Source organism: Agromyces sp. NBRC 114283, from assembly GCF_030268405.1.
GTDB lineage: Bacteria > Actinomycetota > Actinomycetes > Actinomycetales > Microbacteriaceae > Agromyces > Agromyces mediolanus.
Window position 1 is genome coordinate 40613 of record NZ_BSQP01000001.1, and the last position, 24174, is coordinate 64786.

Consider the following 24174-nt stretch of genomic DNA (forward strand, 5'->3'; position numbering starts at 1 on the left):
AATCAGGAGTCCGGGTTGGGGGAAACGGAACCTGGACACCCCATCACGCGTTTTTGTGAGGATTCTTCCCGAAACCTGGGAGGGCCGTGAGAGCGCGGTCACCCGCCATCCCCGCCCCCGCCCCATCACCTCACCCCGTCCCCCGCCCCTTCACCCGCGGGAGGAGATCGTCGCATCGGGAGGATGCCCCGAGGCATCCGCTCCTCCCCAGGCGCTAATCTCCTCCGCCAGAGCCGGGCCATGCCCAGGTGAGCCGGGCGGGGCCCGGGCGTGACCTACTCCGCGTAGTCGGGCGCGGCCGGCAGGCCGAAGAACTCCTCGAGCGTCGTGATGCCGCGCGCGTGCATCTCGGTCGAGAGGTCGACGCCGACATAGCGGAAGTGCCACGGCTCGTACTCGTAGCCGGTCACGTCGGTCTTGTCGGCCGGATAGCGCAGGATGAAGCCGAAGCGGTACGCGTTGTCGCGCAGCCAGATGCCCTCGTCGGTGTCGCCGAAGCACGCGGCGAGCGAGCAGTCGCCCGACTCCGCGCCGATGTCCATCACGAGCCCGGTCTGGTGCTCGCTGTAGCCGGGGCGTGCGGTGAGGGTGTCGTCGCCGTCGTAGACCTCCTCCTGCGTGGAGTACGAGCGGTAGGCGCTATTCGAGGCGAGCGAGAGCCCGGCCTCGTTCGCCGCCGCGTCGAACATGGCGACGACGGCGTCGGAGGCCTCCTGGCGCATGAGCGGCGCCCAGGTGTGCGCGACGGGGACGTCGACGAGGTCGTCGGGCTCGTAGTCCTGCGGGTCGAGCGGCCGGAGCTTGTCGACGACCACCCAGATGCTGTCCGGGTCGTCGATCGAGTGCGCGGTCATGTCGAAGGTGGGGACGGCCTGCGCCGGCGGGGCCGCTTCGGGGGCCGGACGCGGGCTCGCGGTCTCGGCGGCGCCGGCGCTGCCCTTCGACCCGGTCGGCGATGCGCCGGCCGAACCACCGGACGCGGCCCCGACGACGAACGCGGCGACCCCGACGAGCACGGCCGTCGCGACGAGCGCGACGATCATGCGGCGGCGGTGCACCGCCTCGCTGACGGCTGGGCGGGTGGAGCTCTCAGACACCCTCCGAGTGTACGTCCGCCCCTCGACGGCTCCCTGGGAATCGAAGCGTGAGAGCGCTCTCTTGACAGCGTGGAGCCACCCGCCTAGAGTCGCAGCGCCGAGGCCCGATGCGCAGCAGCGCGGGGAACACGGGCCCGCACGACGACGACACCGACCTCCCGGAGGAACGCCCATGACCGATGCGACGGATGCCTCCCGCCCGGGCGAGCCGCGGCGCGCCTTCCCCGATTCCTTCCTCTTCGGCGCCGCGACGGCGGCGTTCCAGATCGAGGGCGCGGCCTTCGAGGGCGGGCGCACGGCGTCGATCTGGGACGCCTTCTGCCGCGTGCCCGGCGCGGTGATCAACGGCGACACCGGCGACGTGGCCTGCGACCACTACCACCGCATGCCCGAGGACGTCGCGCTCATGCGCGAGCTCGGCCTGCAGACCTACCGCTTCTCGACCTCGTGGTCGCGTGTCCGCCCCGACGGCGGGCCGGTGAACCCCGAGGGCATCGACTTCTACTCGCGGCTCGTCGACGAGCTGCTCGGCGCCGGCATCAAGCCGTGGCTGACGCTCTACCACTGGGACCTGCCGCAGTCGCTCGAGGAGCAGGGCGGCTGGACGAACCGCGACACCGCCGCCCGCTTCCGCGACTACGCCCTCAGCGTGCACGACGCGCTCGGCGACCGCGTCGAGGTGTGGACGACGCTGAACGAGCCGTGGTGCTCCTCCTTCCTGAGCTACACGGCCGGCGCCCACGCCCCGGGCCGCTTCTCGAAGGAGGACGGCCTGCGGGCGGCGCACCACCTCATGCTCGGGCACGGGCTCGCGATCGAGGCGCTCCGGGAGCGGGATGCCTCCCTCGACCTCGGCATCACGCTGAACCTGACCGTGGCGAAGCCCGCCGACCCCGAGCGCCCCGGCGACGTCGACGCCGCCCGCCGCATCGACGCGGGCTTCAACCGGGTGTTCCTCGATCCGATCCTCCGCGGCGCGTACCCCGAGGACTTCCTCGCCGACCTCGCCGAGATCGAGCTCGGGCACGTGCTCGAGGAGACCGTGCAGGACGGCGACCTCCGGACCATCAGCGCGCCGATCGACACCCTCGGCGTGAACTACTATCACGGCGAGCTGCTGAGCGACCGGCCGGCGGAGCATCCGCTGCTCGCCCAGGCGCCCACCGCCCGCGAGACCCGCTCGCCGTTCCCGAACGGCGACGGCGTCTTCTGGCACCCGCAGGGCCTGCCGCTCACCGCGATGGAGTGGGAGGTGCAGCCGGCCGGTCTCACCGAGCTGCTCACCCGCGTGCACCGTGAGTACACGGGCGAGCGAGGCATCCGCCTGTACGTCACCGAGAACGGCGCCGCGTACGACGACGTCGTGCAGGCCGACGGCACAGTGCCCGACGCCGAGCGCGCCGAGTTCCTGGAGCTGCACCTCGGCGCGATCCTCGACGCGATCGACGAGGGCACGCCCGTGCACGGCTACTTCTACTGGTCGCTGCTCGACAACTTCGAGTGGGCGTGGGGCTACGAGAAGCGCTTCGGCATCGTGCGCGTCGACTACGACACGCAGGAGCGCACGGTGAAGCAGAGCGGGCGGGCGTACCAGCGCGTCATCCGCGACCGCGCCCTCTGACCCCGCCCCCCCTCCCGAGTTGCCCGACTTTCATGAAAGTCGGGCAAGTCGGGTCTGACGCTCGGGTTGCCCGACTTTCATGAAAGTCGGGCAAGTCGGGGTCTGAAGCGGGCGGCACGCGCGACCTAGACTTGCCGCATGGCGAAGGATGCCTCGGGCGGAGCGCCCACCCTCGAGATGGTCGCGCGTCGCGCCGGCGTCTCCCGCGCGACCGTCAGCCGCGTCGTGAACGGCTCGCCCAAGGTGAGCCCCGAGGTCGTCAGCGCGGTGAACGCCGCCGTCGCCGAGCTCCGCTACGTGCCGAACCGGGCGGCCCGCTCGCTCGCCCGCCGCTCCTCGAGCGCGATCGCCCTGATCGTGCCCGAGGACGTCACCGTCTTCTTCGGCGACCCGTACTTCGCCGCGGTCGTGCAGGGCATCATGGACCGCATCGACGACAGCGAATACGTGCTGAACCTGCTCGTGGCCTCGGCGGATCCGCAGCGCAAGACGCGCGGCTACCTCGAGTCGGGCGTCGTCGACGGCGCGATCGTCATCTCGCACCACGCCGGCGACGAGCTGTTCGAGCACGCGACCGTCCCGCTGGTCTACGGCGGCCGCCCCTCGGCGGGGATCGACGCCTACGTCGTCGACGTCGACAACGTCGAGGCCGCGGTGAGCGGCACCGCGCACCTGATCGAGATCGGCCGGCGCCGGATCGGCACGATCTCCGGCCCGCTCGACATGCCCGCCGGCATCGACCGGCTCGAGGGCTTCCGCCGCGCGGTCGGCGCCGCCGGGCTCCCCGACGACCTCGTCGAGACCGGCGACTTCACCGCCGAGGGCGCGGCCGCCGCGACCCGGCGCCTGCTCGACCGGGTCGGCGACGGCCGCGACGGCCGCCCGCTCGGCGTCGACGCCCTGTTCGTCGCGAGCGACCTGATGGCGACGGGCGCCCTCGCCGTGCTCGCCGAGCGCGGGCTCCGCGTGCCGGAGGACATCGCGATCGTCGGCTTCGACGACAGCCCGGCCGCGCTGCGCACCGGGGTGCCGCTGACGACGGTCGCCCAGCCCTCGGCCGAGCAGGGCGGGCTGATGGCCGAGCTGCTGATCCGTCTGATCGAGGGCGACGAGACGGTGCCGAAGCAGACGATCCTGCCGACCCGCCTCGTGCTCCGCGACTCGGCGTAACCCCGCGGGCGGAAGGGACGCGGGCCGGGAAGGCGGCGCCGCCCGGCCCTAGCCGAGCGCGCGGAGCGAGCGCTCGATGAGCCCCCAGAAGCGGTCGACGTCGAGGTCGAGCGCGACGGTCGCGTTGTGCTCGCGGCCGAGGATGTCGATGAGGTCCGTGCTCGTCGCACCGCGGGTCTCGGTGCCGTCGAGCTCGACGTCGATGCGGGTGCGCACCGTCGTCGCGACCGCCGGGTCGGCGAGCAGGGCGACGGTGATCGGGTCGTGCAGGGGCCCGTCCGGCATCCGCTCGGCGCGCTCGTAGGTCGAGCAGAAAAACTCGAGCAGCTCGACGCCGAACGCCGAGAGCGGCGTGCCGATCGCCGACAGGCGGTCGCGCACCTCGCGGGTGATGAGCGCCTGGTGCGAGATGTTCAGGCCGACCATGGTGAAGTCGACGCCGCTGTCGAGCGCGATCTTGATCGCCTCGGGGTCGGTCCAGGCGTTGAACTCGGCGTACGGGGTGACGTTGCCGCGGGTCGTCGAGCCACCCATCCAGACGATGCGGGCGATCCGCGGGGCGAGCTCGGCGTGGTCGCGCAGCAGCACGGCGACGTTCGTGAGCGGGCCGGTCGCGACGATCGTGACGGGCTCGGCCGAGGCCTCGAGGACGTCGCGCATGAGTGTGATCGCGTCGCGCTCGTCGAGCGGCACGGTCGGCTCGGGCAGCACGGGCCCACCGAGGGCGTTGTCGCCGTGGATCCAGTCGGCCGGGTGCAGCTCGCCCGCGAGCGGGCCGGCGGCGCCGGCCGCGATCGGCACGCCCTCGATGCCGGCGACGGTGCAGGCGATGCGGGCGTTCAGCGTGGTGTGCTCGAGGCGGCCGTTGCCGCCGACGGTCGTGATCGCCCGGAGCTCGATCGCGGGGTCGCCCGCGGCGAGCCAGATGGCGAACACGTCGTCGTGGCCGGGGTCGCAGTCGAGGATGATGGGGGTGGTCATGGCCGCTCCGGTGGTCTCAGGCGCAGGGCGCGGGATGCCGTGGCGGCATCCGCGCCGAACTGCACAAGCTTTGCGTAATCGATTGCACTCTGCGGCGTCGATTTTGTCAAGCCCCTCCCCCGCGAGGCCCCGGAAACCCCGTACAGTGGGAGCGATGCGCCCGCCCGGGTGCGCAAGACCGGAGCAGTCGATGCCGCACGCCGTGACCCTGCAGGAGGTCGCCGACGCCGCCGGCGTGTCCGTCGCGACCGCGTCGCGGGCGCTCTCCGGCAAGAACCGCGTGGCCGCCGACACCGTCGCCAAGGTCCGCGCCGTCGCCGCCGAGCTCGGCTACCGGGTCGACCCGATCGCCCGGGCGCTCCGCGAGGGCTCCACCCGCATCGTCGGCATGATCGTCCCGGTCATCGGCAACCCCTACTTCGCCCAGCTCGTCGACGCGGTCGAGCACGAGCTGCACCGCGCCGGCTTCGAGCTGCTGCTCGCCGACTCGCACGGCGAGCTCTCCGAGGAGTCGCGCCGCCTCACCGTCTTCGGCGACCGCAAGGTCGACGGGATCGTCATCGTACCCTCGCACCGGCAGCGCTCGGCCGGCGCACTGCGCGCCGTGGGGGCCGAGATCCCGCTCGTGCAGATCGACCGCTCGGCGGGCGTCTCGCTCGCCGACTACGTGGGCGTCGACAACGAGATCGGCCTCAGCCTCGCCCTCGAGCACGTGCACGAGCGCGGCGCCCGCTCGCTCGTCTACGTCGGCGCCGACGACGTCACCTCGAGCGGCGTCGAGCGCTGGAACGCCTTCGACCGCACCGTCGACCGCGAGGCCGTCACGGTCGGCGAGCCGTTCCGGGGGGACTTCAGCCTCGCCACCGGCGCCGCGGCCGCCGATGCCCTCGTCGCCCGCGGCGAGCTGCCCGACGCGGTCATCGCCGCCTCCGACCTCATCGCCCTTGGGCTCATCGGCCGGCTGCGCGAGCACGGCGTCGAGGTGCCGCGCGAGCTGCTCGTCACAGGCTTCGACGGCACCGAGCTCTCGCAGGTGCTGGCGCCGACGCTCACGACCGTGGTGCAGCCGATCGAGGCGGTCGCCGCGGACGCGATCGGCTTCCTGCTCTCCCGCGTCGCCGGCTCGACGGCCCCGGTGCGCAGCAGTCGCGTCGCGCCGACCCTGCTCGTCGGCGGCTCGACCACGCGCTGAGCGCTCCGACCCGAAGAATCGGTCGCGCCGCACTCCCGCCGACGCACGGATGCCGCGGGGCGCCTCGAGCCCCGCGGCATCCGCCGTTCCGGATGGTCCGGTTACGCCGCTCGCTACGGCGAGTTGACCGACTCGACCACGATCTCGCCCGAGATGATCTGCTGCCGGATGGCGTCGACGGCCGCCGCGAGCTCGGGGCTCACCGAGTCCTCGTACTCGTGGAACGGCGCGATCGCGACCCCGTCGTTGGCGAGCTCGCCGATGAACGGGCTGTTGTCGAACTCGTCCTCGACGGCCTGCCCGATGAGCTCGACGACCGCGTCGGCCATCTGCTTCATGACCGAGGTCAGCATGACGTCGGCGAGGTCGGGCGAGAGCTCGACCACGTCGTTGTCGACGCCGACGAGCACGACGTCGCCCGGCGCCTCGTGCGCGGCCTCGCCGCTGCCGAGGTAGAGCGAGCCGGCGACGGGCATGATCACGTCGGCGCCCTGGTCGATGAACGTCTGGGTGAGCGTCTTGCCCGCGGCGATGTCGGTGAAGGTGCCGGCGAAGGTGCCGTCCTGGGCCGCCTTGTCCCAGCCGAGCAGCTTCACCTGGGTGCCGGCGTCGGCGTTGTAACGGTCGACGCCGTCGGAGAAGCCGTCCATGAACAGCAGCACCGGCGGGAACGGCTGCCCGCCGAAGACCGCGACCGTGCCCGTCTTCGAGTAGCCCGCCGCGAGGTAACCCGCGAGGAACGAGGCCTGCGCCGTGTCGAAGACGACCGGCTTGACGTTCGGCAGGTCGATCGAGGAGTCGTCGATGATCGCGAAGCGCGAGTCGGGGTTCTGCTCGGCGGCGGCCTTCGTCGCCTCGGCGAGCGAGAAGCCGACCGTGACGGTGAAATCGCAGCCCTGGTCGACGGACTGGGCGAGGTTCGGCGCGTAGTCGTTCTCCGTCGTGGACTCGAGGCGCAGCGTCTCGACGCCGTACTGCTCCTCGGCGGTGTCGAGCGCGGCGAGCACGGCCTGGTTGAAGCCGCGGTCGTCGAAGCCGCCGAAGTCGGAGACCATGCAGGCGAGGAAGTCGGTGGTCGCGGCGGCGTCGCCGCCACTCTCGGCCGGGGGCGCCGAGCAGGCGGTCAGGGCGGTCGCGAGGCCGCCGATGGCGGCGAGCGCGACGGCGGTCCGGGTGCGGTGCTGTCTCACGGGTACTCCTTCGTCTGGCGAGGCAGGGGGGATGCAAGGACGGATGCGTCAGCAAAAGTTGCGCAATCGATTACGCATCACGTGGCACCATGATACTGCTGCGGCCCGTCGCCGCAAGAGGGGCCGCGGCATCCGCCCGGCGGTCCCGCCGGCCCGGGCTACGCCCCGGAGACCTGCTCCCCCGCGAGGTACGTGCCGCGCACCGCGGTCTCCGCGAGCGCCTCGGCCCGTACCGTCAGCGGATCGCGGTCGACGACGACGAAGTCCGCGAAGCGACCGGGTTCGAGCACGCCGATCTCCTGCTCGCCGAACAGCTGCCACGCCGCGTTGGCCGTGTGGGCCCGCAGGGCGTCGGCCCGCGACACCGGGGCTCCGCCCGGCATCCGCCGCCCGTTCCGCGTCAGCCGCGTCTCGGCCACCGCCATGTTCCGGAACGGCTCGTTCGGCGTCACCCAGCCGTCGTTGTGGAACGTCGCCCGGTGCCCCGCCGCGAACGCCGCCCCGGCGTCGGCCCAGGCACCGCCGTGCTCGGGACCGAAGAGCCCGTCGACGAGCACCTCTCCCCAGTACCGCACGTGATCCACGAACACGCTCACCGTCACCCCGAGCGACGCCGCCCGCGCGTAGAGCTCGGGCGACGCGGCACCGACGTGCTCGAGCCGAAACCGGTGGTCCACGAGCCCGTGCCGGGCGATGAGCTGCTCGTACACGTCGAGCGTCGAGGCGATCGCGAGGTCGCCGTGCGCGTGGCAGGCCAGCTGCCAGCCCGCGGCGGCGTAGGGCTCGGCGATCGCGAGCAGCTCCTCGCTCGAGTAGTTCGCCCGGCCGTGGTGCCCGGGCTCGAGGCCGATCGAGCGGGTCGCCTCGGTGTCGAGGTACGGGAAGCTCGTGGCGATGTTGCCGACCCAGGGCGAGCCGTCGCTCCACGTCTTCACGCCGGCCTGGCGGAACACGGGGTCGAGCGAGGCATCCCGCGACGGCGCACGGCCCGGCGCGCCGCCGGGGCGCGACATCTCGTACCAGCGCAGCCGCAGCGGCAGCCGCCCGGAGCCGCGCAGCGCGTCGACGACGGGGTTCAGCGCCGGGTCCCAGGAGAGGTCGGCGACGGTCGTGTAGCCGAGGCCGGACAGCTCGGCGAGGTGCGCGGCGAACAGTCGCGGGAAGTCCGCGCGCCCGCGCTCGAGCAACGGCGCCATGACGCGCTCGACGGCTCCGGCCTCGAGCGCGACGCCGTCGAGCTCGCCGCGGGCGTCGCGGCCGAAGCTCGCGCCGACCGGGTCCGGGGTGTGCCGGTCGAGGCCGGCGAGCGCGGCGCCCGCGGTGTTGAAGTACGCGGAGTGGCCCGAGTTGTGCACGATGACGATCGGCACCTCGCCGGCCAGTTCGTCGAGCCAGGCGCGGTCGGGTGCGGGCAGCCCGCGCTGCAGCAGGCCATCCCAGCCGTTCGCGAACACCGGTCCGCCCGCGGCGACCGCGCGCCGCAGCGCCGCGAGCGCGCCCTCGGCGTCGGGCACGACGACGGGACGGAGGTCCACGACGAGCTCTGAGCAGAGCACCGCCGCGGTGCCCGGGTGCCCGTGCGGCTCGATGAGCCCGGGCATCGCCCAGCCGTCGAGCGCCGTCCGCGCGGCGGCGGGGTGCGCCGCGGCGAGCGCGTCCGCCTCGCCGACGGCGACGATGCGACCGTCGTCGCCGACGAGCAGCCCCGTCACCGGGGCGGATGCCTCGTCCGCCAGCGTGCGGAACCGGCCGGTGTACAGCGTCTGCGTCATCGTCTCCCCCTCGACCCCGCTCAGCGGAACGCGGGCACGACCTCGGCGGCGAGCAGCTCGAGCACCTCGAGGTCGTCGAAGTCGAGGATCTGCAGGTAGAGCGTCTCGACGCCGAGCTCCGCGAGCCCGCCGATGCGGTCGACGACCTCGGCGACGGCGCCGCCGATGCCCTCGCGGGCGAGCTCCGCCGGGTCGTGGTCGATGGCCGCGGCACGGCGCCGGTAGGCGGCATCCGTCTCCCCCACGGTCGTTGTGAGGGCCGCCGAGTAGACGAGCGAACCCGGGTCGCGGCCGAACTCCTCGGCCGCCCGGCGCACGCGCCCGAAGGCCTCGGCGATCTCCGCGTTCGTGCTGAACGGCACGTTGTACTCGTGTGCGAGGCGCGCGGCGAGGGCCGGCGTGCGGCTCGGGCCCGTACCGCCGACGATGATCGGCACCGAATCCTGCACGGGCTTCGGCAGCGCCGGGGAGTCCTGCAGCGTGTAGTGGTCGCCCTCGAAGGAGAAGCGCCCGCCGACGGGCGTCGACCACAGCCCGGTGATGACCTCGAGCTGCTCCTCCAGCAGGCCGAAGCGCTGCGCCGGGAACGGGATGCCGTACGCCGCGTGCTCGGCGGCGAACCATCCCGTGCCGAGCCCGAACTCGACCCGGCCGCCGCTCATCGCGTCGACCTGCGCGACCTGGATCGCGGTGAGCCCCGGATGCCGGAACGTGAGGCTCGTGACGAGCGTGCCGAGCCGGATCGTCGACGTCTCGCGCGCGAGCGCCCCGAGCGTCACCCAGGAGTCCGTCGGACCCGGCAGTCCGTCGCCGCCCATCGTGAGCAGGTGGTCGCTGCGGAAGAAGGCGTCGAAGCCGAGCCGCTCCGCGGCGAGCGCCATCGCGAGCTGCTGCTCGTAGCTCGCCCCCATCTGCGGTTCGGTGAAGATCCGGAACTTCATGCGCGCTCCTTCGCGTCGAGCGCCGTGGCCGGCGCGGTGGCACTGCTCTCGAACACCGTGTCGGGCACCTCGCCGAGGCGGGCCTGCATCACGGCGACGGCGTCGGGGTGCTCGTCGACGAGCACGAAGCGCCGGCCGAGGGCCGCCGCGACCGCGCCCGTCGTGCCGGAGCCGGCGAAGAAGTCGAGCACCCAGTCGCCCTCGCGGGTGGAGGCCTGCACGATGCGGCGCAGCACCCCCTCGGGCTTCTGCGTCGGGTAGCCGGTCTTCTCGCGCCCGGTCGGCGAGACGATCGTGTGCCACCAGACGTCGGTGGGCAGCTTGCCCGCGGCCGCCTTCTCGGGGGTGACGAGCCCGGGCGCCATGTACGGCTCCCGGTCGACCTCGGCGGAGTCGAACCAGTAGCGGTCCGGGTCCTTCACGTAGACGAGGATCGTGTCGTGCTTCGTCGGCCAGCGGCGCTTCGTCTTCGCGCCGTAGTCGTAGGCCCAGATGATCTCGTTGAGGAAGCACTCGCGGCCGAAGAGCGCGTCGAGCAGCACCTTCGCGTAGTGCGCCTCGCGATAGTCGAGGTGCAGGTAGAGGGTGCCGTCGTCGGCGAGCAGCCGCCACGCTTCGAGCAGCCTCGGCTCGAGGAACGCCCAGTAGTCCTCGAAGCGGTCGTCGTAGCGCAGCAGATCGCCGCGCACCCGCTCGTAGCGCTGCCCCGCGAAGCCGCGGACCGTCGCATGGGCGGGGCGAGGTTCGACCTCGGGGCGGCCGGATGCCTCGTCGGGCTCGGGCTCGGGGTCGACGATGCGCACGTGGCTCGTCGTGCGCCGCTCCTGCGGCCGGCCGGTGTTGAACGGCGGGTCGAGGTAGATCATCGTGAAGCGGCCGTCGGGCAGCGTCGGGAGCACGTCGAGGTTGTCGGCGTGGATGACGCGGTTCGGTTCGGCGGCGGCCACGCGCTCCAGTCTGCCAGCAGGCCGACGCGGGCGACCGCTACGATGCCCGCGGGAGGCCAGGATGCGCACGCTCGTCGTCTACGAATCCATGTTCGGCAACACCGCCGCGGTGGCGGCCTCGATGGCGCGGGCGCTCACGCCCGTCGGCGCGGTGCGCCTCGAGCTCGCCGACGACCGGCCCGACGTGGGCGACGCGGAGCTCGTCATCGTCGGCTCGCCGACGCACGGCTTCGCGCTGCCGAGCCGGCTCTCGCGCCGGGCGGCGCGGGCGCAGGGGGCGGATGCCTCGGCCGCGAGCCGCGCGGGGATCCGCGAGTGGCTCGCCGAACTCGGGGCGGTGCCCGCCGACGCCGCGCCCTTCGCGGCGACGTTCGACGTGCGGCAGGCGCCGGGCACCGCGGGCGCCCCATCGCACCGGGTGCGGCGCCGGCTCGACGGCCTCGGCTTCCGCACGATCGGCGAGCCGGCGTCGTTCCGGGTCGGGCCGACCGCCGGGCCGCTCCGCGACGGCGAGCTCGATCGCGCCGCCGCCTGGGCGGCGGCGCTGCTGCGCGCGGCGCGCTGAGCGCTCTGGTAGTTCGCTGAGCTTGTCGAAGCGCCCCTGGTTCGCTGAGCTTGTTGGTTCGCTGAGCTTGTCGAAGCGAACGCCCAGGCCGCTTCGACAAGCTCAGCGGACCAGCCGCTTCGACAAGCTCAGCGGACCAAGCGCAAGCTCAGCGAACTAAGCGCTTCGACGAGCTCAGCGAACCAGCGCTTCGACAGGCTCAGCGGACCAGGGCCGTCAGTGCCCGTGCGCGTGGGCGTCGCTGAGCTCGCGCCCGGCCGCCGGGTCGGCCGCCGCGACGGATCCGACCGCCTCGGCCACCGCGCCGAGCGAGTGCACCACCCGCCCACCGACCATCGTGACCTCGGCGTGCTCCCCGAGGAGCCCGGCGGGATCGTGCTCGTGCGCGTGGAGATCGCCCGACCAGACGACGAGGTCGGCGTCCATCCCTACGGCGAGCCGCCCACGCGAGCCCTCGAGGTGCCAGGCTCGCGCCCCGTGCACGGTGTACGCCTCGAGCGAGCGGTCGATCCCGACGCGCTCGGCGGCGGTCCAGGCATTCGCGCCGTCGAGCGCCGCCCGCGTCGCCGCCGAGAAGACGCCGACGAGGGGATCCATCTCGCCGACCTGCCAGTCGCTCGAGAACGCGACCGTCGCACCCGAGTCGAGGAGGCTGCGGAACCGCCAGGCGCGATCCCAGCGGGCCTCGCCGACGTTCTCCATCCACGTGCCGGCCACGAGGTCGGGCGAGCAGTGCCGCGGCTGCATCGCGGCCGTGACCCCGAGCTCCGCGAAGCGGGGCAGGTCGTCGGGGTGCAGGCACTCGACGTGCACGACGCCGTGCCGGCGGTCGCTCGTGCCGTTCACCCGCTGCGCCTGCTCGATCGCGTCGAGCGCGAGGCGGATGCCGCCGTCGCCCGTCGCGTGCGTGTGGGTCTGCAGTCCGAGCCGGTCGAGCTCGGTCACGATGTCGACCAGCTCGCGCCCGCCGTTGCCGGCGTAGCTCGGACGGCCGCGCCGGCCGGGCCGGTTCGCGTAGTCCTCGAGCATGAGCGCGGTGTGCGGCTCGATCACGTCGTCGGCGTAGAGCTTGATCGGGCCGAGGCGCAGCAGCCCCTCGGCATCCGCTTCGGCCGCCGCGCGGTCGATCGTCTCGCGGAGCCGCGCCCGGAACGTGCCGTCCGCCCCGACCGGGTGGAACAGCGCCGCGATCACCCGCGAGCTCAGCACCCCCTCGGCAAGGGCGCGCTCGAACAGCGGGAGCTCGGCGAGCGGCACCTGCGGCTCGACCACTGTCGTGATGCCGAGCGCGGTCGCCATGCGCATGCTCGACTGCAGCTTGCGGTAGCGGCGCTCGGGCGAGTACATCGGGATGTCGCGCTGCAGCTCGGCGAGGCCCGCCTCGGTCATCGCGCTCGTGTAGAAGTCGGTGACCCAGCCGGTGGGCTCGCCCGTCGCGGCGTCGCGCTCCGGGCGGCCCCAGGCGATCTCGCCGCCGCCGCCGATGCCGAGCACGCGCAGGGCCGTGTCGTTCAGCCAGACGGAGTGCTGGTCGTACGTCGTGACGAACATCGGCCGGCCGGCGGGGTCGAGCCCGGCGAGGTCGGCCGCGTTCGGGCGGCGGCCCTGCACGACCGCGTACACGGCGTTCTCGGCGCAGATCCACGGCAGCTCGGGGCGACGCGCCGCGAAGTCCGCGATGCGGCGGCGCACCTCGTCGAGGGTGTGCGCGCCCTCGAGCGAGACGGCGTCCTCGTCGAAGCCGAGCAGGAGGTGGTTGTGGCTGTCGATGACGCCGGGCGTGACGAGGCGGCCTTCGGCCTGCACCGTTCGGCGCGCCGCGGGCGCCGCGTCGGCCGAGCCGACGTAGGCGATGCGGCCGTCGGCGACGCCGACCGCCTCCGCCCAGGGCGCCGCGGCGTCGAAGGTGCGCACGCGGGCACCGGTGATCAGGGTGTCAAGGGTCACTTCGCGGGCTCCGGTTCGTCGTCGTCGGCCTCGAGCAGGTGGGCGGCGCCCGGATTGCTGCGGAGGTAGAGCAGGTAGTAGAGGAAGCCCGCGGCGACGATGCCCGCCGCGAGGCCGAGGCTCAGCCACTGCGCCGGGTCGAGGATGCCGACCACGAAGATCGTCGCGATCGCGATGAGGGCGACGACGGGCGGGGCGGGCCAGAGCGGCATCCGGAAGCCGCCGCTCGGCACCGTCTCGCCGGCACGGCGGCGACGGACGACGAGGGCCGCGATGGCGATGAAGCCGTAGCTGAAGGCGAGGGTCGAGCCGGTCGCGTTCAGCAGGATGTCGAAGGGCACGAAGCAGGCGGCGAGGGCGATGACCCCCATGACGATCGTCGCGCGCACCGGCATCCGCGTCGTCGGGGAGATCGTCGCGAGCGGGCGGGCGATGGCGGCCGGCATGGCCTGGTCGCGTGCCGCCGCGAACAGCAGCCGGCCCGACTGCAGGGCGATGGCGATGATCGCGTTCACGATCGCGAGGGCGATCGCGACGAGGATGACGATGGAGACGGCCTCGCCGGAGCGCGCCGTGAGGAAGGACTCGACGGGCAGCGCCGCACCGAACAGCTCCTCGAGCGAGTCGGCGCCGAGCAGGATCGCCGACAGCGGCACGATCTCGGCGACGACCGTGATGAGCGCCGACCAGAGCACGGCGCGGGCGATGGTGCGGCGGGCGTTGCGGGTCTCCTCGGCGAAGTAGATGGCGCCGCCGTAGCCGTTGTACGAGAAGATGCCCTGCGTCACGGCGAGCACGAGGCCGGCGATGCCGAGCGGGGCGAGCCCGCCGGTGGCGGCGTCGAGGGCCTGCGGGTCCAGCAGTGCGGTGACGGGGCGCTCGATGTGGATGAAGCCGAGCAGCGCGAGGAAGGCGAGGGCCGCCATCTCGACGAAGAGGAACGCGCCGGTGACCCAGGCGTTCGTGCGGATGTTGAAGCACGCGGTGATCGTGGCGAGCGCGATCACGATGAGGGCGGTCCACATCGGGTCGAGGCCGGCGATCGCGACGCCGAGGTAGTCGGCGACGCCGATGCCGAAGATCGCGACGATGAGGGGCAGCGTGATCAGGTTGATGAAGAAGACGGCGGCACCGGCGGCCGGGCCGAGCACCCGGTTCACGAGGGTGTAGTCGCCTCCGGCGATCGGATGCCTCGAGCCGAGCTCGGCGTAGCAGTACGCGACGAGGAGGCTGATGACGCCGGCGAGGAGGAAGCCCCAGAAGACGCCGGTGCCGTAGGTGGCGAGGGCGGCCCCGCCGAGGATGAAGACGCTCGAGGCCGGCGAGATGCCCGAGAGCGTGATGAGCACGTTGCCGCCGACGCCGAGCGAGCGCGAGAGCTGCGCGCCGTGCGTCGTCGTGGCGGCCGTGTCGAGGGCGGGCGGGCCCGCCGGGGTGGGGGTGGTCATAGGGGCGGTCTCTCTTCGTCGGGGAACCGTGCCGAGTCGAGTCCGGCGTGCCGGTCGGCTGCACCGGCGGGGGCCGGTCGGCTGGGCGCCGGCTGAGCCGGCCAATTCTTTGACGTTAGAGTCAAAGAATTCACCGAGTCTCGCAAACGCGTCGGCTAGTGTCAAGGTCATGGCCCGACCCCGCGATCAGCGCGCCCGCCGCGAAGCGCTCATCGAGGCGACGTATGCCGCCGGGCGCATGCACGGGCTCCGCTCGCTCTCGCTCACCGATGTGGCGGCGCAGGCCGGGCTCACCCGGGGCGCCATCCTCTACTACTACGAAGACCTCGACGCCCTCCTCGTCGAGGCGCACGCCGCCGGGGTCGAGCGCTTCTGCGACGCCCGCGACGCCGCGGTGGCAGCCCTCGACGACCCGCGCGAGCAGCTCTCGGCCGCCATCGCGGGGGGCCTGCCGAGCGGTCCCGACGACGCCTTGATGAGCCTGCTGTACGAGTTCGACGTGCTCGCGGGCAACTCGGCGCTGCACGACGAGCTCGTGCAGAAGCTCTACCTGCGCCAACTCGGCACCTACCGGGGCATCCTCGCCGCCGGCCGCGCGAGCGGCGCCTTCGCCCCGCGCCTCGACGACGAGCAGCTCGCGATGACCTTCGTCGCGCTGGAGGACGCGTACGGCCTGCACATCGTCGGCGGCAACGCGCTCATGTCGGTCGAGACGGCGGAGACGGCCATGCGCGCCGTCGCGGCCGACCTCGGCTGCCCGCCGCGGTAGTCGCGGTCCCCGAGCCCGTCGAGGGGACGACTGGTTCCCCGAGCCCGTCGAGGGGCGCTTCGGCCAGGCGCTTCGACAGGCTCAGCGAACCACCTGGTTCCCCGAGCCCGTCGAGGGGCGCTTCGACGGGCTCGGCGAACCGGCAGCCTCAGTCCTCCGTCCGCACGTCCACGATCGCGGGCAGCCGCCGGGTCATGACGTGCTCGACCGCAGCGGCGAGCGCGGCATCGAGCTCGCCCACGTCCTCGACGCGCCATCCGGACTCGATCCCCATCGAGGCCGCGAGCGCGACGAAGTCGACCGCGGGATCGTCGATGCGCGTGCCGATGCCGGCATGCTCGGTCGAGCGCCCGCGCAGCTCCGCGATCTTCACGGCGTGCATGAACGAGTTGCCCCACATGCGGTTGTTCTCGACGACGATGAGGAGCGGCACGCGGTGCCTGGCCGCCGTCCAGAGCGCGCCGGGCGTCATCATGGCGTCGCCGTCGGACTGGATGTCGATGACGAGCCGCTCGGTGCCCCGGTGCGCGAGGGCCGCACCGATCGAGGCGCCGAGCCCGTAGCCGAGCCCCGCCCCGCCGCTGGAGCCGAGGTAGCGGTCGACCCGTCCGATGTCCCAGATCCGATGCACCCAGTTGTGCAGGCTGCCGTTCGCGAGCACCCGGTCGTGCCTCCGGGTGGCCGTGTCGAGCCGTGCCGCGAGCACTGCCGGCGTGATGCGCTCGGCGTCGGCGGCGGTCGCCGCCCACGCGGTGCGCGCTGCCGCGGAGTGCCCGGTGGTCGCCGCGCCGCGTTCCTCCGCCCGGCGGCGCGCCTCGGGGCGCTCGGCGAGCAGGCGTTCCACCGCGGCGAGGAGGAGCGGCAGCGTCGCGGAGACCTGCGCGGGCACGAGCAGTTCGGCCGGCTGGACGCGCTGCAGGTCGGCGGCCCAGGCCTTCGGGGCCAGGCCCGAGGTCGTCACCTGCAGCACGGTCGCCTCGGGGTCGAGCCCCGGCACGACCGCGACGTCGCGCACCTCGAGCGCGAGCACGACGTCGGGACGGGCGGGCAGCGGCATGCCGGTGAGGTTCAGCGGATGCCGCGTCGGCACGCACAGCTCGGTGCGGTTGTAGTCGCGCTGCACCTCGACGACCCCGGCGCCGAGCAGCTCGGCGAGCCGGACGAGGGCCTCGAGGGCGGACTGCTGGCGGTCGACGGACTCGACGGCGATGAGCGGCCACTCCGCCGCGACGAGTCGGGCCGCGATCGCCTCGACCGCCGCGGGCGCAGGGGCGATGGCCTCGGCCGGGGCGTAGCGACCCGGGTCGGGCACCCGGAAGCCCTCGGGCACGGGGTTCTCCTGGATCTCGGAGTCGATCGTGAGGTACACCGGGCCCTGCGGCGCGGCGACGGCGAGCTGCCGCCCCCGGATCATCGCCTCCATCGCCGCGGGCAGCGACGCGGGCTGGTCATCCCACTTCGTGTAGTCGCGCACCTGCGTGGCCTGGATGTTCGCGGTGTGGATCCAGTCGATCCAGGGGCGGCGGAGCGCGGCATCCACCGGTCCGGTGCCACCGAGCAGGAGGAGCGGCACCCGGTCGCACCAGGCGTTGTAGATCGCCATCGTCGCGTGCTGCAGGCCCACGATGTCGTGCAGGGCGGCGGCGGCCGGCTTGCCGCTCGCCTTCGCGTAGCCGTGGGCGACCGCGACCGAGATCTCCTCGTGCAGGCACTCGATGATCCCAGGGGCGTCCGCCCGGCCGTTCACGAGGGAGTCGTGGATGCCCCGGAACGTCGCGCCGGGCGCGAAAGGGATGAGGTCGATGCCGAGCCCGACGAGCAGCTCGACGATCGCGTCCGAGCCGAACTCGGGGCACGCCGGCGCGCTCACGCCGTCACCACGTTGATCGCGCGGAGCTGCGTGTAGCTCAGCAGCTCGTCGACGGACTCCTCGCGGCCGATACCGGAGAGCTTGACTCCGCCGAACGGGACGCCGGGGAAGTGCGTCGAGGTGTCGTTGATCCACACGTAGCCCGCCTCCAGCGCGCGCGAGACGCGCAGCGCCTGGTCGAGGTCGCGGGTCCAGACGCTGGCGGTCAGCCCGTACTCGACGCCGTTCGCGATGCGCACGGCCTCCGTCTCCTCCCGGAAGGTCATGATGCTGACGACGGGGCCGAAGACCTCCTCCTTCGCGACCTCGAGATCCGGGGTGACGCCGCCGAGCACGGTCGGCTGCACGGCGTACCCGTCGCCGGGGCCCCGGCTGCCGCCCGTGAGCACCTCGGCGCCGGCCGCGACGGCGCGCTCGATGAAGCCCAGGGCGCGGTCCTGCTGCCGGCGGGACACCATCGGCCCGATCTGCACGCCTTCCTCCCAGGGCCGGCCGAGTCGCAGCCCGGCGACGGCGCGCACGAAGCGCTCCGTGAACTCCTCGGCGATCGACTCGTGCACGAGCACCCGCGAGGTCGAGCCGCACGACTGGCCGGCGAAGGCGAAGTTCATGCCCTTCACCGCCGAGGCGAGGGCGCGGTCGAGGTCCGCGTCGGGGAAGAGCAGCAGCGCGTTCTTGCCGCCGAGCTCGAGCGAGACGTGCTTGATGCCGACCTCCGCCCCCGAGCGCTGGATGGCCCGGCCGACCTGGTGGCTGCCGGTGAACGCGATGCGGGACACGGCGGGATGCCGCACCAGCGCCTCGCCCGTCTCCGGTCCGCCGTGCACGACGGAGAAGACCCCCGGCGGCAGCACGCCGTCGGCGAGCTCCCCCATCCGCAGCGCCGAGAGGGGGGTGAGCTCGGACGGCTTCAGCACGACGGCGTTGCCGGCGACGAGCGGGGCGGCGAGCTTCGAGGAGGCGAACATGAAGGGGTGGTTGAACGGGATGATCCGCGCGACGACGCCGAACGGCTCCGGGAAGGTGAGGTGCAGGTTCCCGGCGCTCGCGGGGATCGTCTGCCCGACGAGCGAGTGGGCGAGGTCGGCGAACAGCCGCATCCGCTCGACCCCGGTCGCGGCGTCGATGCGCATCATCCAGAGCGGCAGGCCCGCGTCGATCGTGTCGAGCCAGGCGAGCTCCTCGGCGTGCCGCTCGAGCACCGCAGCGAAGTCGCGGACGGCTCCGGCCCGCTCCCGCGGCGTCGCCGTACCCCACGCGACAGCGCCGTCCGCGGCGCGGTCGACGGCGTCGCGGACGTCGTCGGCGTCGGCCGTCGGCGGCGCCACGAGCACCGTGTCGTCCGTCGGGTCGATGATGGGGATCGCGGGGCCCCGGCCGACGCGCAGCTCGTCGCCGATGCGCTGCCGCCAGGGGTGCGCCCCGATCTCCTCGATGCGCCGCCGCGCCTCGCGGTCAGACTCCGTCATGTGGATCGTCTCCTCTCGGGCTCCGGCCCGGAGGCCGCGAGCGTCGTCGTTCGCCCGGCGGCGTCGCCGAGTCTGGTGCGGTGGAAGCGGCGTCCCGCACGCCGCGGGAGATCGCGGGGACGCTGAGGGTGCTGGCGAGGCCGAGCGCGCCGACCACGGCGATGGCCCCGCCGATCGGCATGACGACCGTGAGCGCGCCGAGCAGTGCCGGCGCCACGAGCTTGCCGAGGTTGCGGATCGAGCCCGTCGCCCCGAGGAACGCCGAGCGGGCGCCGGGCGGGGCGGCGAGGCTCGCGGACACGTTGTTCAGGACGCCGAGCAGTCCGTCGCCCAGGCCCGAGGCCACCACGAGCGCGGCGAGCAGCGCCGCGCCGGCAGCCCCGACGAACCCGGTCGCGGGGAGCAGCGCGATCGGCAGCGCCGCGAGCACGAGAGCGAAGAAGGTGAGGCCGCCGACGCTCGAGCGCCGCAGCAGCCACGGCACGAAGATCGCCACCGAGGCGGCGACGAACGCCAAACCGCCGATCATGAAGGCGATCTGGAGCGGCGTCATGCCGAAGGCGTCCGCCGCGAGCAGCGGCACGTAGCTGAGGATCGTGAACTTCACGAAGAAGCGCACGAAGCCGGGCACCTGCACGGCCGCGCCGAACGGGGTGCCGAGGGCGCCGAGCGCGGCCCCGGCGAAGCCGCCGCGCGGCGCATCGCTCCGGGCGGTCACGGGCACGGGGCTCGGCCGCCCGGCGGGCAGCGCCCACCAGCAGAGCATCGCGACGGGCAGAGCCGCGGCTTGGAGGGCGAAGACCCACTGCCAGGAGGCGAAGACGAGCACCGCGCCGGAGACGATCGGGAACACCACCTCGCCCGCGGCCATCGCCACGAGCCGGGTGCGCTGCGAACGGGCGAGCTCCACCGCGTCGGTGGAGTGCGAGACCGCGGCGATGCTGAGCGAGAGCACGACGCCGAACGCCGCGCCCTGCACGAAGCGCAGCACGACGAACGGCACCAGGGAGTCGACGAGGAACACCGCCGGGCCGCACAGCCCGAACACGGCGAGCGCCGCCGCGATGACCGGGCGCTCCCCGAAGCGGTCGCCGAACGCCGAGACGGGGAAGGCGATGAGCGCCGCGGCGAGCACGTACGCGATGGTGACGAGCGAGATCTCCGCGGCGGTGATGCCGAGCTCGGCCTGCAGCGCCGGCAGCGCGGGCGCTACGCCCTGCACACCGGTGAGGCTCACCGTCGCCGCCGCGGTGACGGCGATCTCGACGCGTCGCATCGCGCTCCTCTTCTCTCCGGTGGTTCGCTGAGCCCGTCGAAGCGAGGAATCCGCTTCGACGAGCTCAGCGAGCCATCCGTGTCGTGTCCGCTTCGACGAGCTCAGCGAACCATCCATCTCGACGCGGGCGACGGGCGCGGGGCCATCCCTCCCCGCGCCCGCCCGCGCGCGTCAGCCCTGGATGACGCCGTTCGCCAGTTCGACCGCGCGGTCCAGGGTCTCCCGGTCGACGAGCTCGGCCGGGTCGAGCGGTTCGCTCAGCACGCCGGAGGCCGTCGCGACCTCGACCATGAAGGCCATGCTGTCCTCGCTGAGGCCGCCGTCCTCGGTCCAGAAGGGGTACTCCTGGATGAGGTCGAAGAGCACCCGCAGCGCGTCCTCCTCGGGCGGGTCCTCGACGTAGGTGTTGACGGCTTCGACGAAGAGGTCGAAGTCGGCCTTCAGCTGGTGCATGGCGAGGAGGGTGGTGGCGCAGTACTGGGCCGCGAGCTCGCGGTTCTCCTCGAGCCATCCGGCCTCGGCGGCCTGCACCTCCTTCACGAAGGTGTCGACGTCCTCGTAGAGCGTCGCGATCCGTACCGGATCGGTGACCTCCCCCTCGGCCTGCTCGTACTGGTCCTCGTGGATGACGGTCGAGTCGACCTCGCCCGCGGCCCACGCGGCGGTGCGCAGGCTGGAGCTCTCGATGATCTGCTGGTTCGGGATCTCCTGGATGCTGCGGGTCTCGCCGCTGCCCATGAGCAGCGCGTTCAGGATGATCGCGCCGGCGCCACCGGGGCTGTCGATGCCGACCCGGGTCGACGCGTCGAACAGCTGGTCGATCTCGGTGACCCCGTTCGCCCCGGTGAGCACGAAGTCGTCCATGCTCACATACGGGCAGAAGATCTTGAAGTCCTCGCCCTGCTGCCGGGCGGCGAGGATCGAGGAGATCGACGAGCCGAGCACGTTCGCCCGGCCGCCGAGCACGGTCTGCGCGGCGGTCGTGTGCGAGTCGAAGATCGTCACGTTGTCGTCGACGCTGAGCTCGAGGCCGAACTCGCCGCCGTTGTTGTCGACGCCGTAGACGAGCGGCACGAGCGAGGCCTGGGGGTTGGCGCTCAGCGCGATCTGGACGGTCTGCGGTTCGGCGTCGTTGCCGCTGCCGCCGGACGCGCAGGACGAGAGGGCGAGCACGGCGACGGTGCCGAGCGCGAGGGCAGTGGTGGTGCGCCGCCTGAGGCGGGGTGATGCTGACATGCCATTCCTCCTTGTGGTGCTGGTGATCCTTCTGGGGGGATGCCGACGGCGGCGCCGTCGGCCTGGGAACGCATCGGAGTCAGTGCTGCAGATGGCGCGTCGCCCGGCGCTCCACGAGCGTCGCGATGCGCATGAGGACGAGACCGAGCAGCATGACGAAGATGATCGCGGCGAGCAGCTTCGGGATGTCGAAGAGCGAGCCGGCGAAGAGGATGACCTCGCCGAGGTTCGCCGCGGAGAGCAGCAGCTCGGCGGTGACGGCGCCGCGGATGGCCCGGCCGACGCCGATGCGCAGGCCGACCACGACGAGCGGGAGCGCCGCGGGCAGGATGACCCCGGAGTAGAGCTTCGCCCCGCCCGCGCCGTACGCCCGCCCCATCTCGATGAGCGGCACCGGCGTCGAGCGCACGCCCGAGATGGTGCTCACCATGATCTCGAAGAGGCACCAGAGCGCGGTGAGGGTCACCCGGCCGCTGAGGTCGAGGCCCGTGTAGATGCCGATGACCGGGATGAACAGCGAGACCGGGGTCGCGTACGCGGCGTGCACGAGCGGTTCGAACACGTTGCGCGCGAAGCGGGAGGAACCGATCCACAGGCCCATCGGTACGCCGATCGCGACGGCGATCGCATAGCCGAGCACCATGGTGAGCAGGGTGCCGGCGGCCGCGACGAGGAACTCGCCCGAGACGATCCCCTCCCAGAACGCCTCGACGACGTCGAAGAACGGCGGGATGGCGAAGGACTCGCCCTGCGTGCCGTACCACTGCCACGCGCCGAGGACGCCGAGCAGCAGGGTGATGCGGACGGTCCAGCCCCAGACCTTCCACGGGGGCAGCGGCGCGCGGACGGCGCGGCCGACGACGGGCGAGGCGCTGGTCGAGAGCTGCGCGGTCATCAGCGGGCCCCCGAGACGGCCTGCTCGACGTCGCCCGCCCACGGGGTGAGCTTGCGCTGCCCGTAGAGGAGGAGCGCCGTGAGGAACGCGCCGATGAGCACCACGGCCGCGGCGGCGGCGAAGAACTGCCCGAGCTCCCGCGCATAGCCGAGGCTCAGGAGCTTCCGCCCGGTGCCGATCGACACCCAGAGCTCCGCGACCACCATGCCCTGCACCGCCTGGCCGAGGCCCAGCCGGAGGCCGGTGATCACGAACGGCAGGGTGCCGGGCAGGGTGATGCTCCAGAGCCGGCGCACGGGCCCGACGCCGAAGGAGGTGCCCATCTCGGTCACGCCGCGGTCGATCGACCGCACGCCGGCGGCCGGCGTGATGATCAGATAGAAGACGGCGAAGAGGAAGACGACCGCGACGCGGAACTCGAAGCCGGTGCCGAACAGCAGGATGATGAAGGGCAGCAGCGCGGCGAGCGAGGTCACGAAGAAGGCGTTGACGAACGGTCCGATGACGAAGTCGACGAACTTGAACTGGCCCATGAGCAGCCCGAGCGGGATGCCGACGACCGCCGCGAGGGCGAAGCCGATGAGCATCTGCTGGAAGCTCGCGAGCACCGTCAGGTAGGTGCCGTCGGCGAAGGACTCGATCGCACCGGCGAGCACCTCGGGGATCGTGGGGAAGAAGAACGGCCCCACATTCATGGCGAACAGCTGCCAGGCGACGAGGATGCCGCCCCACACGAGCGTGCGCTGGAACCAGGCCCGGTGCCGGAGCGGGAGGCGGGCCTGCCGCCCGCGCACGTACTGCACGCTCACGCCGGTTGTCGCCGTCGCGGGCACCGCGTCAAGCGACATCGGCGTTCATCCCTGCCTGGAGCGCATGCCAGAGGCGCGTCTTCAGGCGGCCGAACTCCGCGGTGCCGCGCAGCTCGTAGTCGCGCGGCCGGTCGAAGGGGATGTCGACCACGTCGACGACGCGGCCGGGGCGGCTCCCCATGACCACCACGCGGTCGGCGAGGTAGACCGCCTCCTCCATGTCGTGCGTGATGAGGATCGTCGTCTTCTGCTCGGTGCGCCAGAGGCGTTCGAGGTCCTCCTGCAGCACGACCCGGGTCTGCGCGTCGAGGGCGCCGAACGGCTCGTCGAGCAGCAGCATGCTGGGGCGGACGGCGTAGGCGCGGGCGATGCCGACCCGCTGCTGCATGCCGCCGGACAGCTGCCCAGGGTAGTGCTGCTCGAAGCCGTCGAGGCCGACGAGCTGCAGCACATCGCGCACGATGCCCTCGCGCTGGGCGCGGTCGACGCGGAGGCATTCGAGGGCGAACTGGATGTTCCGACCGACGGTGCGCCAGGGCAGCAGGTTCGGCTGCTGGAACACGACGCCGCGGTCGGCGCCCGGCCCGGTGACCTCCTGACCGCGGAGCAGGATCTGCCCGGTGGTCGGGAAGTCGAGACCGTCGATGAGTCGGAGCAGCGTGGACTTGCCGCATCCGCTCGCGCCGATGATCGCGACGAACTCGCCCTCCTCGACCTCGAGGTCGACGCCGGCGAGGGCATGGGTCGAGGTCTGGGTGCGGCTCTTGCGCACCGTGAACGTCTTCGAGACGTCCCGGACGGAGAGGATGCTCGTCATCGGAGCACCCGCTTCCTCGCCTGCAGATCGCGCCGCTGCCGCTCCGCGAGCGAGCCGACATCGTTGTTGGTTCGTTCGTGCTGAGTCTCCATGCCGGACACGATAGGGAGTCTCAGCTTTTTAATCAAGGATTCTGGATACGGGATCCCTCGAAGCCCTTCC

General features: G+C 72.7%; 20 protein-coding genes. 5 read left to right on the forward strand and 15 right to left on the reverse strand.

Annotated features, from left to right (window positions below; translation table 11 throughout):
* Window positions 1-275 precede the first annotated feature (275 nt).
* Entirely contained in the window at window positions 276-1097 is an 822-nt protein-coding gene (locus QSJ60_RS00220; RefSeq protein WP_285462088.1) for a M15 family metallopeptidase, read from the reverse strand.
* 172 nt (window positions 1098-1269) lie between these two features.
* Here QSJ60_RS00220 and QSJ60_RS00225 point away from each other — a divergent pair, with 172 nt between their 5' ends.
* Window positions 1270-2718, forward strand: coding sequence for a GH1 family beta-glucosidase (locus tag QSJ60_RS00225; RefSeq protein WP_285462089.1), 1449 nt, complete (start codon window positions 1270-1272; stop codon window positions 2716-2718).
* A gap of 138 nt (window positions 2719-2856) precedes the next feature.
* On the forward strand, window positions 2857-3888 hold the full coding sequence (locus tag QSJ60_RS00230; RefSeq protein ID WP_285462090.1) for a LacI family DNA-binding transcriptional regulator: 1032 nt from the start codon (window positions 2857-2859) through the stop codon (window positions 3886-3888).
* 48 nt (window positions 3889-3936) lie between these two features.
* Here QSJ60_RS00230 and QSJ60_RS00235 read toward each other — a convergent pair whose 3' ends face one another.
* On the reverse strand, window positions 3937-4869 hold the full coding sequence (locus QSJ60_RS00235; protein ID WP_285462091.1) for a nucleoside hydrolase: 933 nt from the start codon (window positions 4867-4869) through the stop codon (window positions 3937-3939).
* A gap of 190 nt (window positions 4870-5059) precedes the next feature.
* On the opposite strand from QSJ60_RS00235, the gene QSJ60_RS00240 reads away from it, so the two are divergent.
* Window positions 5060-6061 carry a LacI family DNA-binding transcriptional regulator gene (locus QSJ60_RS00240; RefSeq protein WP_285462092.1) on the forward strand — a complete coding sequence of 334 codons (1002 nt, stop codon included), beginning with the start codon at window positions 5060-5062 and terminating at the stop codon, window positions 6059-6061.
* Between the two features lie 113 nt (window positions 6062-6174).
* Here QSJ60_RS00240 and QSJ60_RS00245 read toward each other — a convergent pair whose 3' ends face one another.
* The 4 genes from QSJ60_RS00245 to QSJ60_RS00260 all read right to left on the reverse strand — a co-directional run bounded on the left by QSJ60_RS00245 (window position 6175) and on the right by QSJ60_RS00260 (window position 10911).
* Window positions 6175-7251 (reverse strand): BMP family lipoprotein, encoded by a 1077-nt coding sequence (locus tag QSJ60_RS00245; protein WP_285462093.1) that lies wholly within the window; start codon window positions 7249-7251, stop codon window positions 6175-6177.
* Window positions 7252-7409: 158 nt separating this feature from the next.
* Window positions 7410-9023 carry an amidohydrolase gene (locus QSJ60_RS00250; protein ID WP_285462094.1) on the reverse strand — a complete coding sequence of 538 codons (1614 nt, stop codon included), beginning with the start codon at window positions 9021-9023 and terminating at the stop codon, window positions 7410-7412.
* Window positions 9024-9043: 20 nt separating this feature from the next.
* On the reverse strand, window positions 9044-9964 hold the full coding sequence (locus QSJ60_RS00255) for an LLM class F420-dependent oxidoreductase (RefSeq protein WP_285462095.1): 921 nt from the start codon (window positions 9962-9964) through the stop codon (window positions 9044-9046).
* Window positions 9961-10911, reverse strand: a complete 951-nt coding sequence (locus QSJ60_RS00260) for a DNA-methyltransferase (protein WP_285462096.1) — start codon at window positions 10909-10911, stop codon at window positions 9961-9963. The genes QSJ60_RS00255 and QSJ60_RS00260 overlap by 4 nt, the downstream gene beginning before the upstream one ends.
* A gap of 61 nt (window positions 10912-10972) precedes the next feature.
* Between QSJ60_RS00260 and QSJ60_RS00265 the strand changes: the two genes are divergently transcribed.
* On the forward strand, window positions 10973-11476 hold the full coding sequence (locus QSJ60_RS00265; RefSeq protein WP_285462097.1) for a flavodoxin/nitric oxide synthase: 504 nt from the start codon (window positions 10973-10975) through the stop codon (window positions 11474-11476).
* 216 nt (window positions 11477-11692) lie between these two features.
* On the opposite strand, the gene QSJ60_RS00270 is transcribed toward QSJ60_RS00265, so the two are convergent.
* Both QSJ60_RS00270 and QSJ60_RS00275 read right to left on the reverse strand, forming a co-directional pair.
* Window positions 11693-13423, reverse strand: a complete 1731-nt coding sequence (locus QSJ60_RS00270; protein ID WP_285462098.1) for an amidohydrolase — start codon at window positions 13421-13423, stop codon at window positions 11693-11695.
* Complete coding sequence (locus QSJ60_RS00275) at window positions 13420-14871, reverse strand: APC family permease (RefSeq protein ID WP_285462099.1); 1452 nt, start codon at window positions 14869-14871, stop codon at window positions 13420-13422. Before QSJ60_RS00275 ends, QSJ60_RS00270 begins: the two co-directional genes overlap by 4 nt.
* A 169-nt stretch (window positions 14872-15040) precedes the next feature.
* Here QSJ60_RS00275 and QSJ60_RS00280 point away from each other — a divergent pair, with 169 nt between their 5' ends.
* On the forward strand, window positions 15041-15640 hold the full coding sequence (locus QSJ60_RS00280) for a TetR/AcrR family transcriptional regulator (protein ID WP_285462100.1): 600 nt from the start codon (window positions 15041-15043) through the stop codon (window positions 15638-15640).
* Between the two features lie 148 nt (window positions 15641-15788).
* Here QSJ60_RS00280 and QSJ60_RS00285 read toward each other — a convergent pair whose 3' ends face one another.
* The 7 genes from QSJ60_RS00285 to QSJ60_RS00315 all read right to left on the reverse strand — a co-directional run bounded on the left by QSJ60_RS00285 (window position 15789) and on the right by QSJ60_RS00315 (window position 24012).
* Window positions 15789-17510 (reverse strand): thiamine pyrophosphate-binding protein, encoded by a 1722-nt coding sequence (locus QSJ60_RS00285; protein WP_285462101.1) that lies wholly within the window; start codon window positions 17508-17510, stop codon window positions 15789-15791.
* Window positions 17507-18979 (reverse strand): aldehyde dehydrogenase family protein, encoded by a 1473-nt coding sequence (locus QSJ60_RS00290; protein ID WP_285462102.1) that lies wholly within the window; start codon window positions 18977-18979, stop codon window positions 17507-17509. Before QSJ60_RS00290 ends, QSJ60_RS00285 begins: the two co-directional genes overlap by 4 nt.
* The gene (locus tag QSJ60_RS00295; RefSeq protein ID WP_285462103.1) at window positions 18966-20255 is read right to left on the reverse strand and encodes an MFS transporter; all 1290 of its coding nucleotides are present in this window, start codon (window positions 20253-20255) and stop codon (window positions 18966-18968) included. Before QSJ60_RS00295 ends, QSJ60_RS00290 begins: the two co-directional genes overlap by 14 nt.
* Before the next feature lie 171 nt (window positions 20256-20426).
* The gene (locus tag QSJ60_RS00300; RefSeq protein ID WP_285462104.1) at window positions 20427-21491 is read right to left on the reverse strand and encodes an ABC transporter substrate-binding protein; all 1065 of its coding nucleotides are present in this window, start codon (window positions 21489-21491) and stop codon (window positions 20427-20429) included.
* Window positions 21492-21570: 79 nt separating this feature from the next.
* On the reverse strand, window positions 21571-22386 hold the full coding sequence (locus tag QSJ60_RS00305) for an ABC transporter permease (RefSeq protein WP_230765569.1): 816 nt from the start codon (window positions 22384-22386) through the stop codon (window positions 21571-21573).
* Window positions 22386-23234 carry an ABC transporter permease gene (locus tag QSJ60_RS00310; RefSeq protein WP_285462105.1) on the reverse strand — a complete coding sequence of 283 codons (849 nt, stop codon included), beginning with the start codon at window positions 23232-23234 and terminating at the stop codon, window positions 22386-22388. The genes QSJ60_RS00305 and QSJ60_RS00310 overlap by 1 nt, the downstream gene beginning before the upstream one ends.
* On the reverse strand, window positions 23224-24012 hold the full coding sequence (locus QSJ60_RS00315; RefSeq protein WP_285462106.1) for an ABC transporter ATP-binding protein: 789 nt from the start codon (window positions 24010-24012) through the stop codon (window positions 23224-23226). Before QSJ60_RS00315 ends, QSJ60_RS00310 begins: the two co-directional genes overlap by 11 nt.
* Between the last annotated feature and the right edge of the window lie 162 nt (window positions 24013-24174).

Bases quoted from the DNA above. Each gene is read 5' to 3' on its own strand.
- QSJ60_RS00225 (WP_285462089.1), top strand. From the start codon at position 1,270: ATGACCGATGCGACGGATGCCTCCCGCCCGGGCGAGCCGCGGCGCGCC.
- QSJ60_RS00230 (WP_285462090.1), top strand. From the start codon at position 2,857: ATGGCGAAGGATGCCTCGGGCGGAGCGCCCACCCTCGAGATGGTCGCG.
- QSJ60_RS00235 (WP_285462091.1), bottom strand. From the start codon at position 4,869: ATGACCACCCCCATCATCCTCGACTGCGACCCCGGCCACGACGACGTG.
- QSJ60_RS00240 (WP_285462092.1), top strand. From the start codon at position 5,060: ATGCCGCACGCCGTGACCCTGCAGGAGGTCGCCGACGCCGCCGGCGTG.
- QSJ60_RS00250 (WP_285462094.1), bottom strand. From the start codon at position 9,023: ATGACGCAGACGCTGTACACCGGCCGGTTCCGCACGCTGGCGGACGAG.
- QSJ60_RS00255 (WP_285462095.1), bottom strand. From the start codon at position 9,964: ATGAAGTTCCGGATCTTCACCGAACCGCAGATGGGGGCGAGCTACGAG.
- QSJ60_RS00265 (WP_285462097.1), top strand. From the start codon at position 10,973: ATGCGCACGCTCGTCGTCTACGAATCCATGTTCGGCAACACCGCCGCG.
- QSJ60_RS00275 (WP_285462099.1), bottom strand. From the start codon at position 14,871: ATGACCACCCCCACCCCGGCGGGCCCGCCCGCCCTCGACACGGCCGCC.
- QSJ60_RS00280 (WP_285462100.1), top strand. From the start codon at position 15,041: ATGGCCCGACCCCGCGATCAGCGCGCCCGCCGCGAAGCGCTCATCGAG.
- QSJ60_RS00290 (WP_285462102.1), bottom strand. From the start codon at position 18,979: ATGACGGAGTCTGACCGCGAGGCGCGGCGGCGCATCGAGGAGATCGGG.
- QSJ60_RS00295 (WP_285462103.1), bottom strand. From the start codon at position 20,255: ATGCGACGCGTCGAGATCGCCGTCACCGCGGCGGCGACGGTGAGCCTC.
- QSJ60_RS00300 (WP_285462104.1), bottom strand. From the start codon at position 21,491: ATGTCAGCATCACCCCGCCTCAGGCGGCGCACCACCACTGCCCTCGCG.
- QSJ60_RS00305 (WP_230765569.1), bottom strand. From the start codon at position 22,386: ATGACCGCGCAGCTCTCGACCAGCGCCTCGCCCGTCGTCGGCCGCGCC.
- QSJ60_RS00310 (WP_285462105.1), bottom strand. From the start codon at position 23,234: ATGTCGCTTGACGCGGTGCCCGCGACGGCGACAACCGGCGTGAGCGTG.
- QSJ60_RS00315 (WP_285462106.1), bottom strand. From the start codon at position 24,012: ATGACGAGCATCCTCTCCGTCCGGGACGTCTCGAAGACGTTCACGGTG.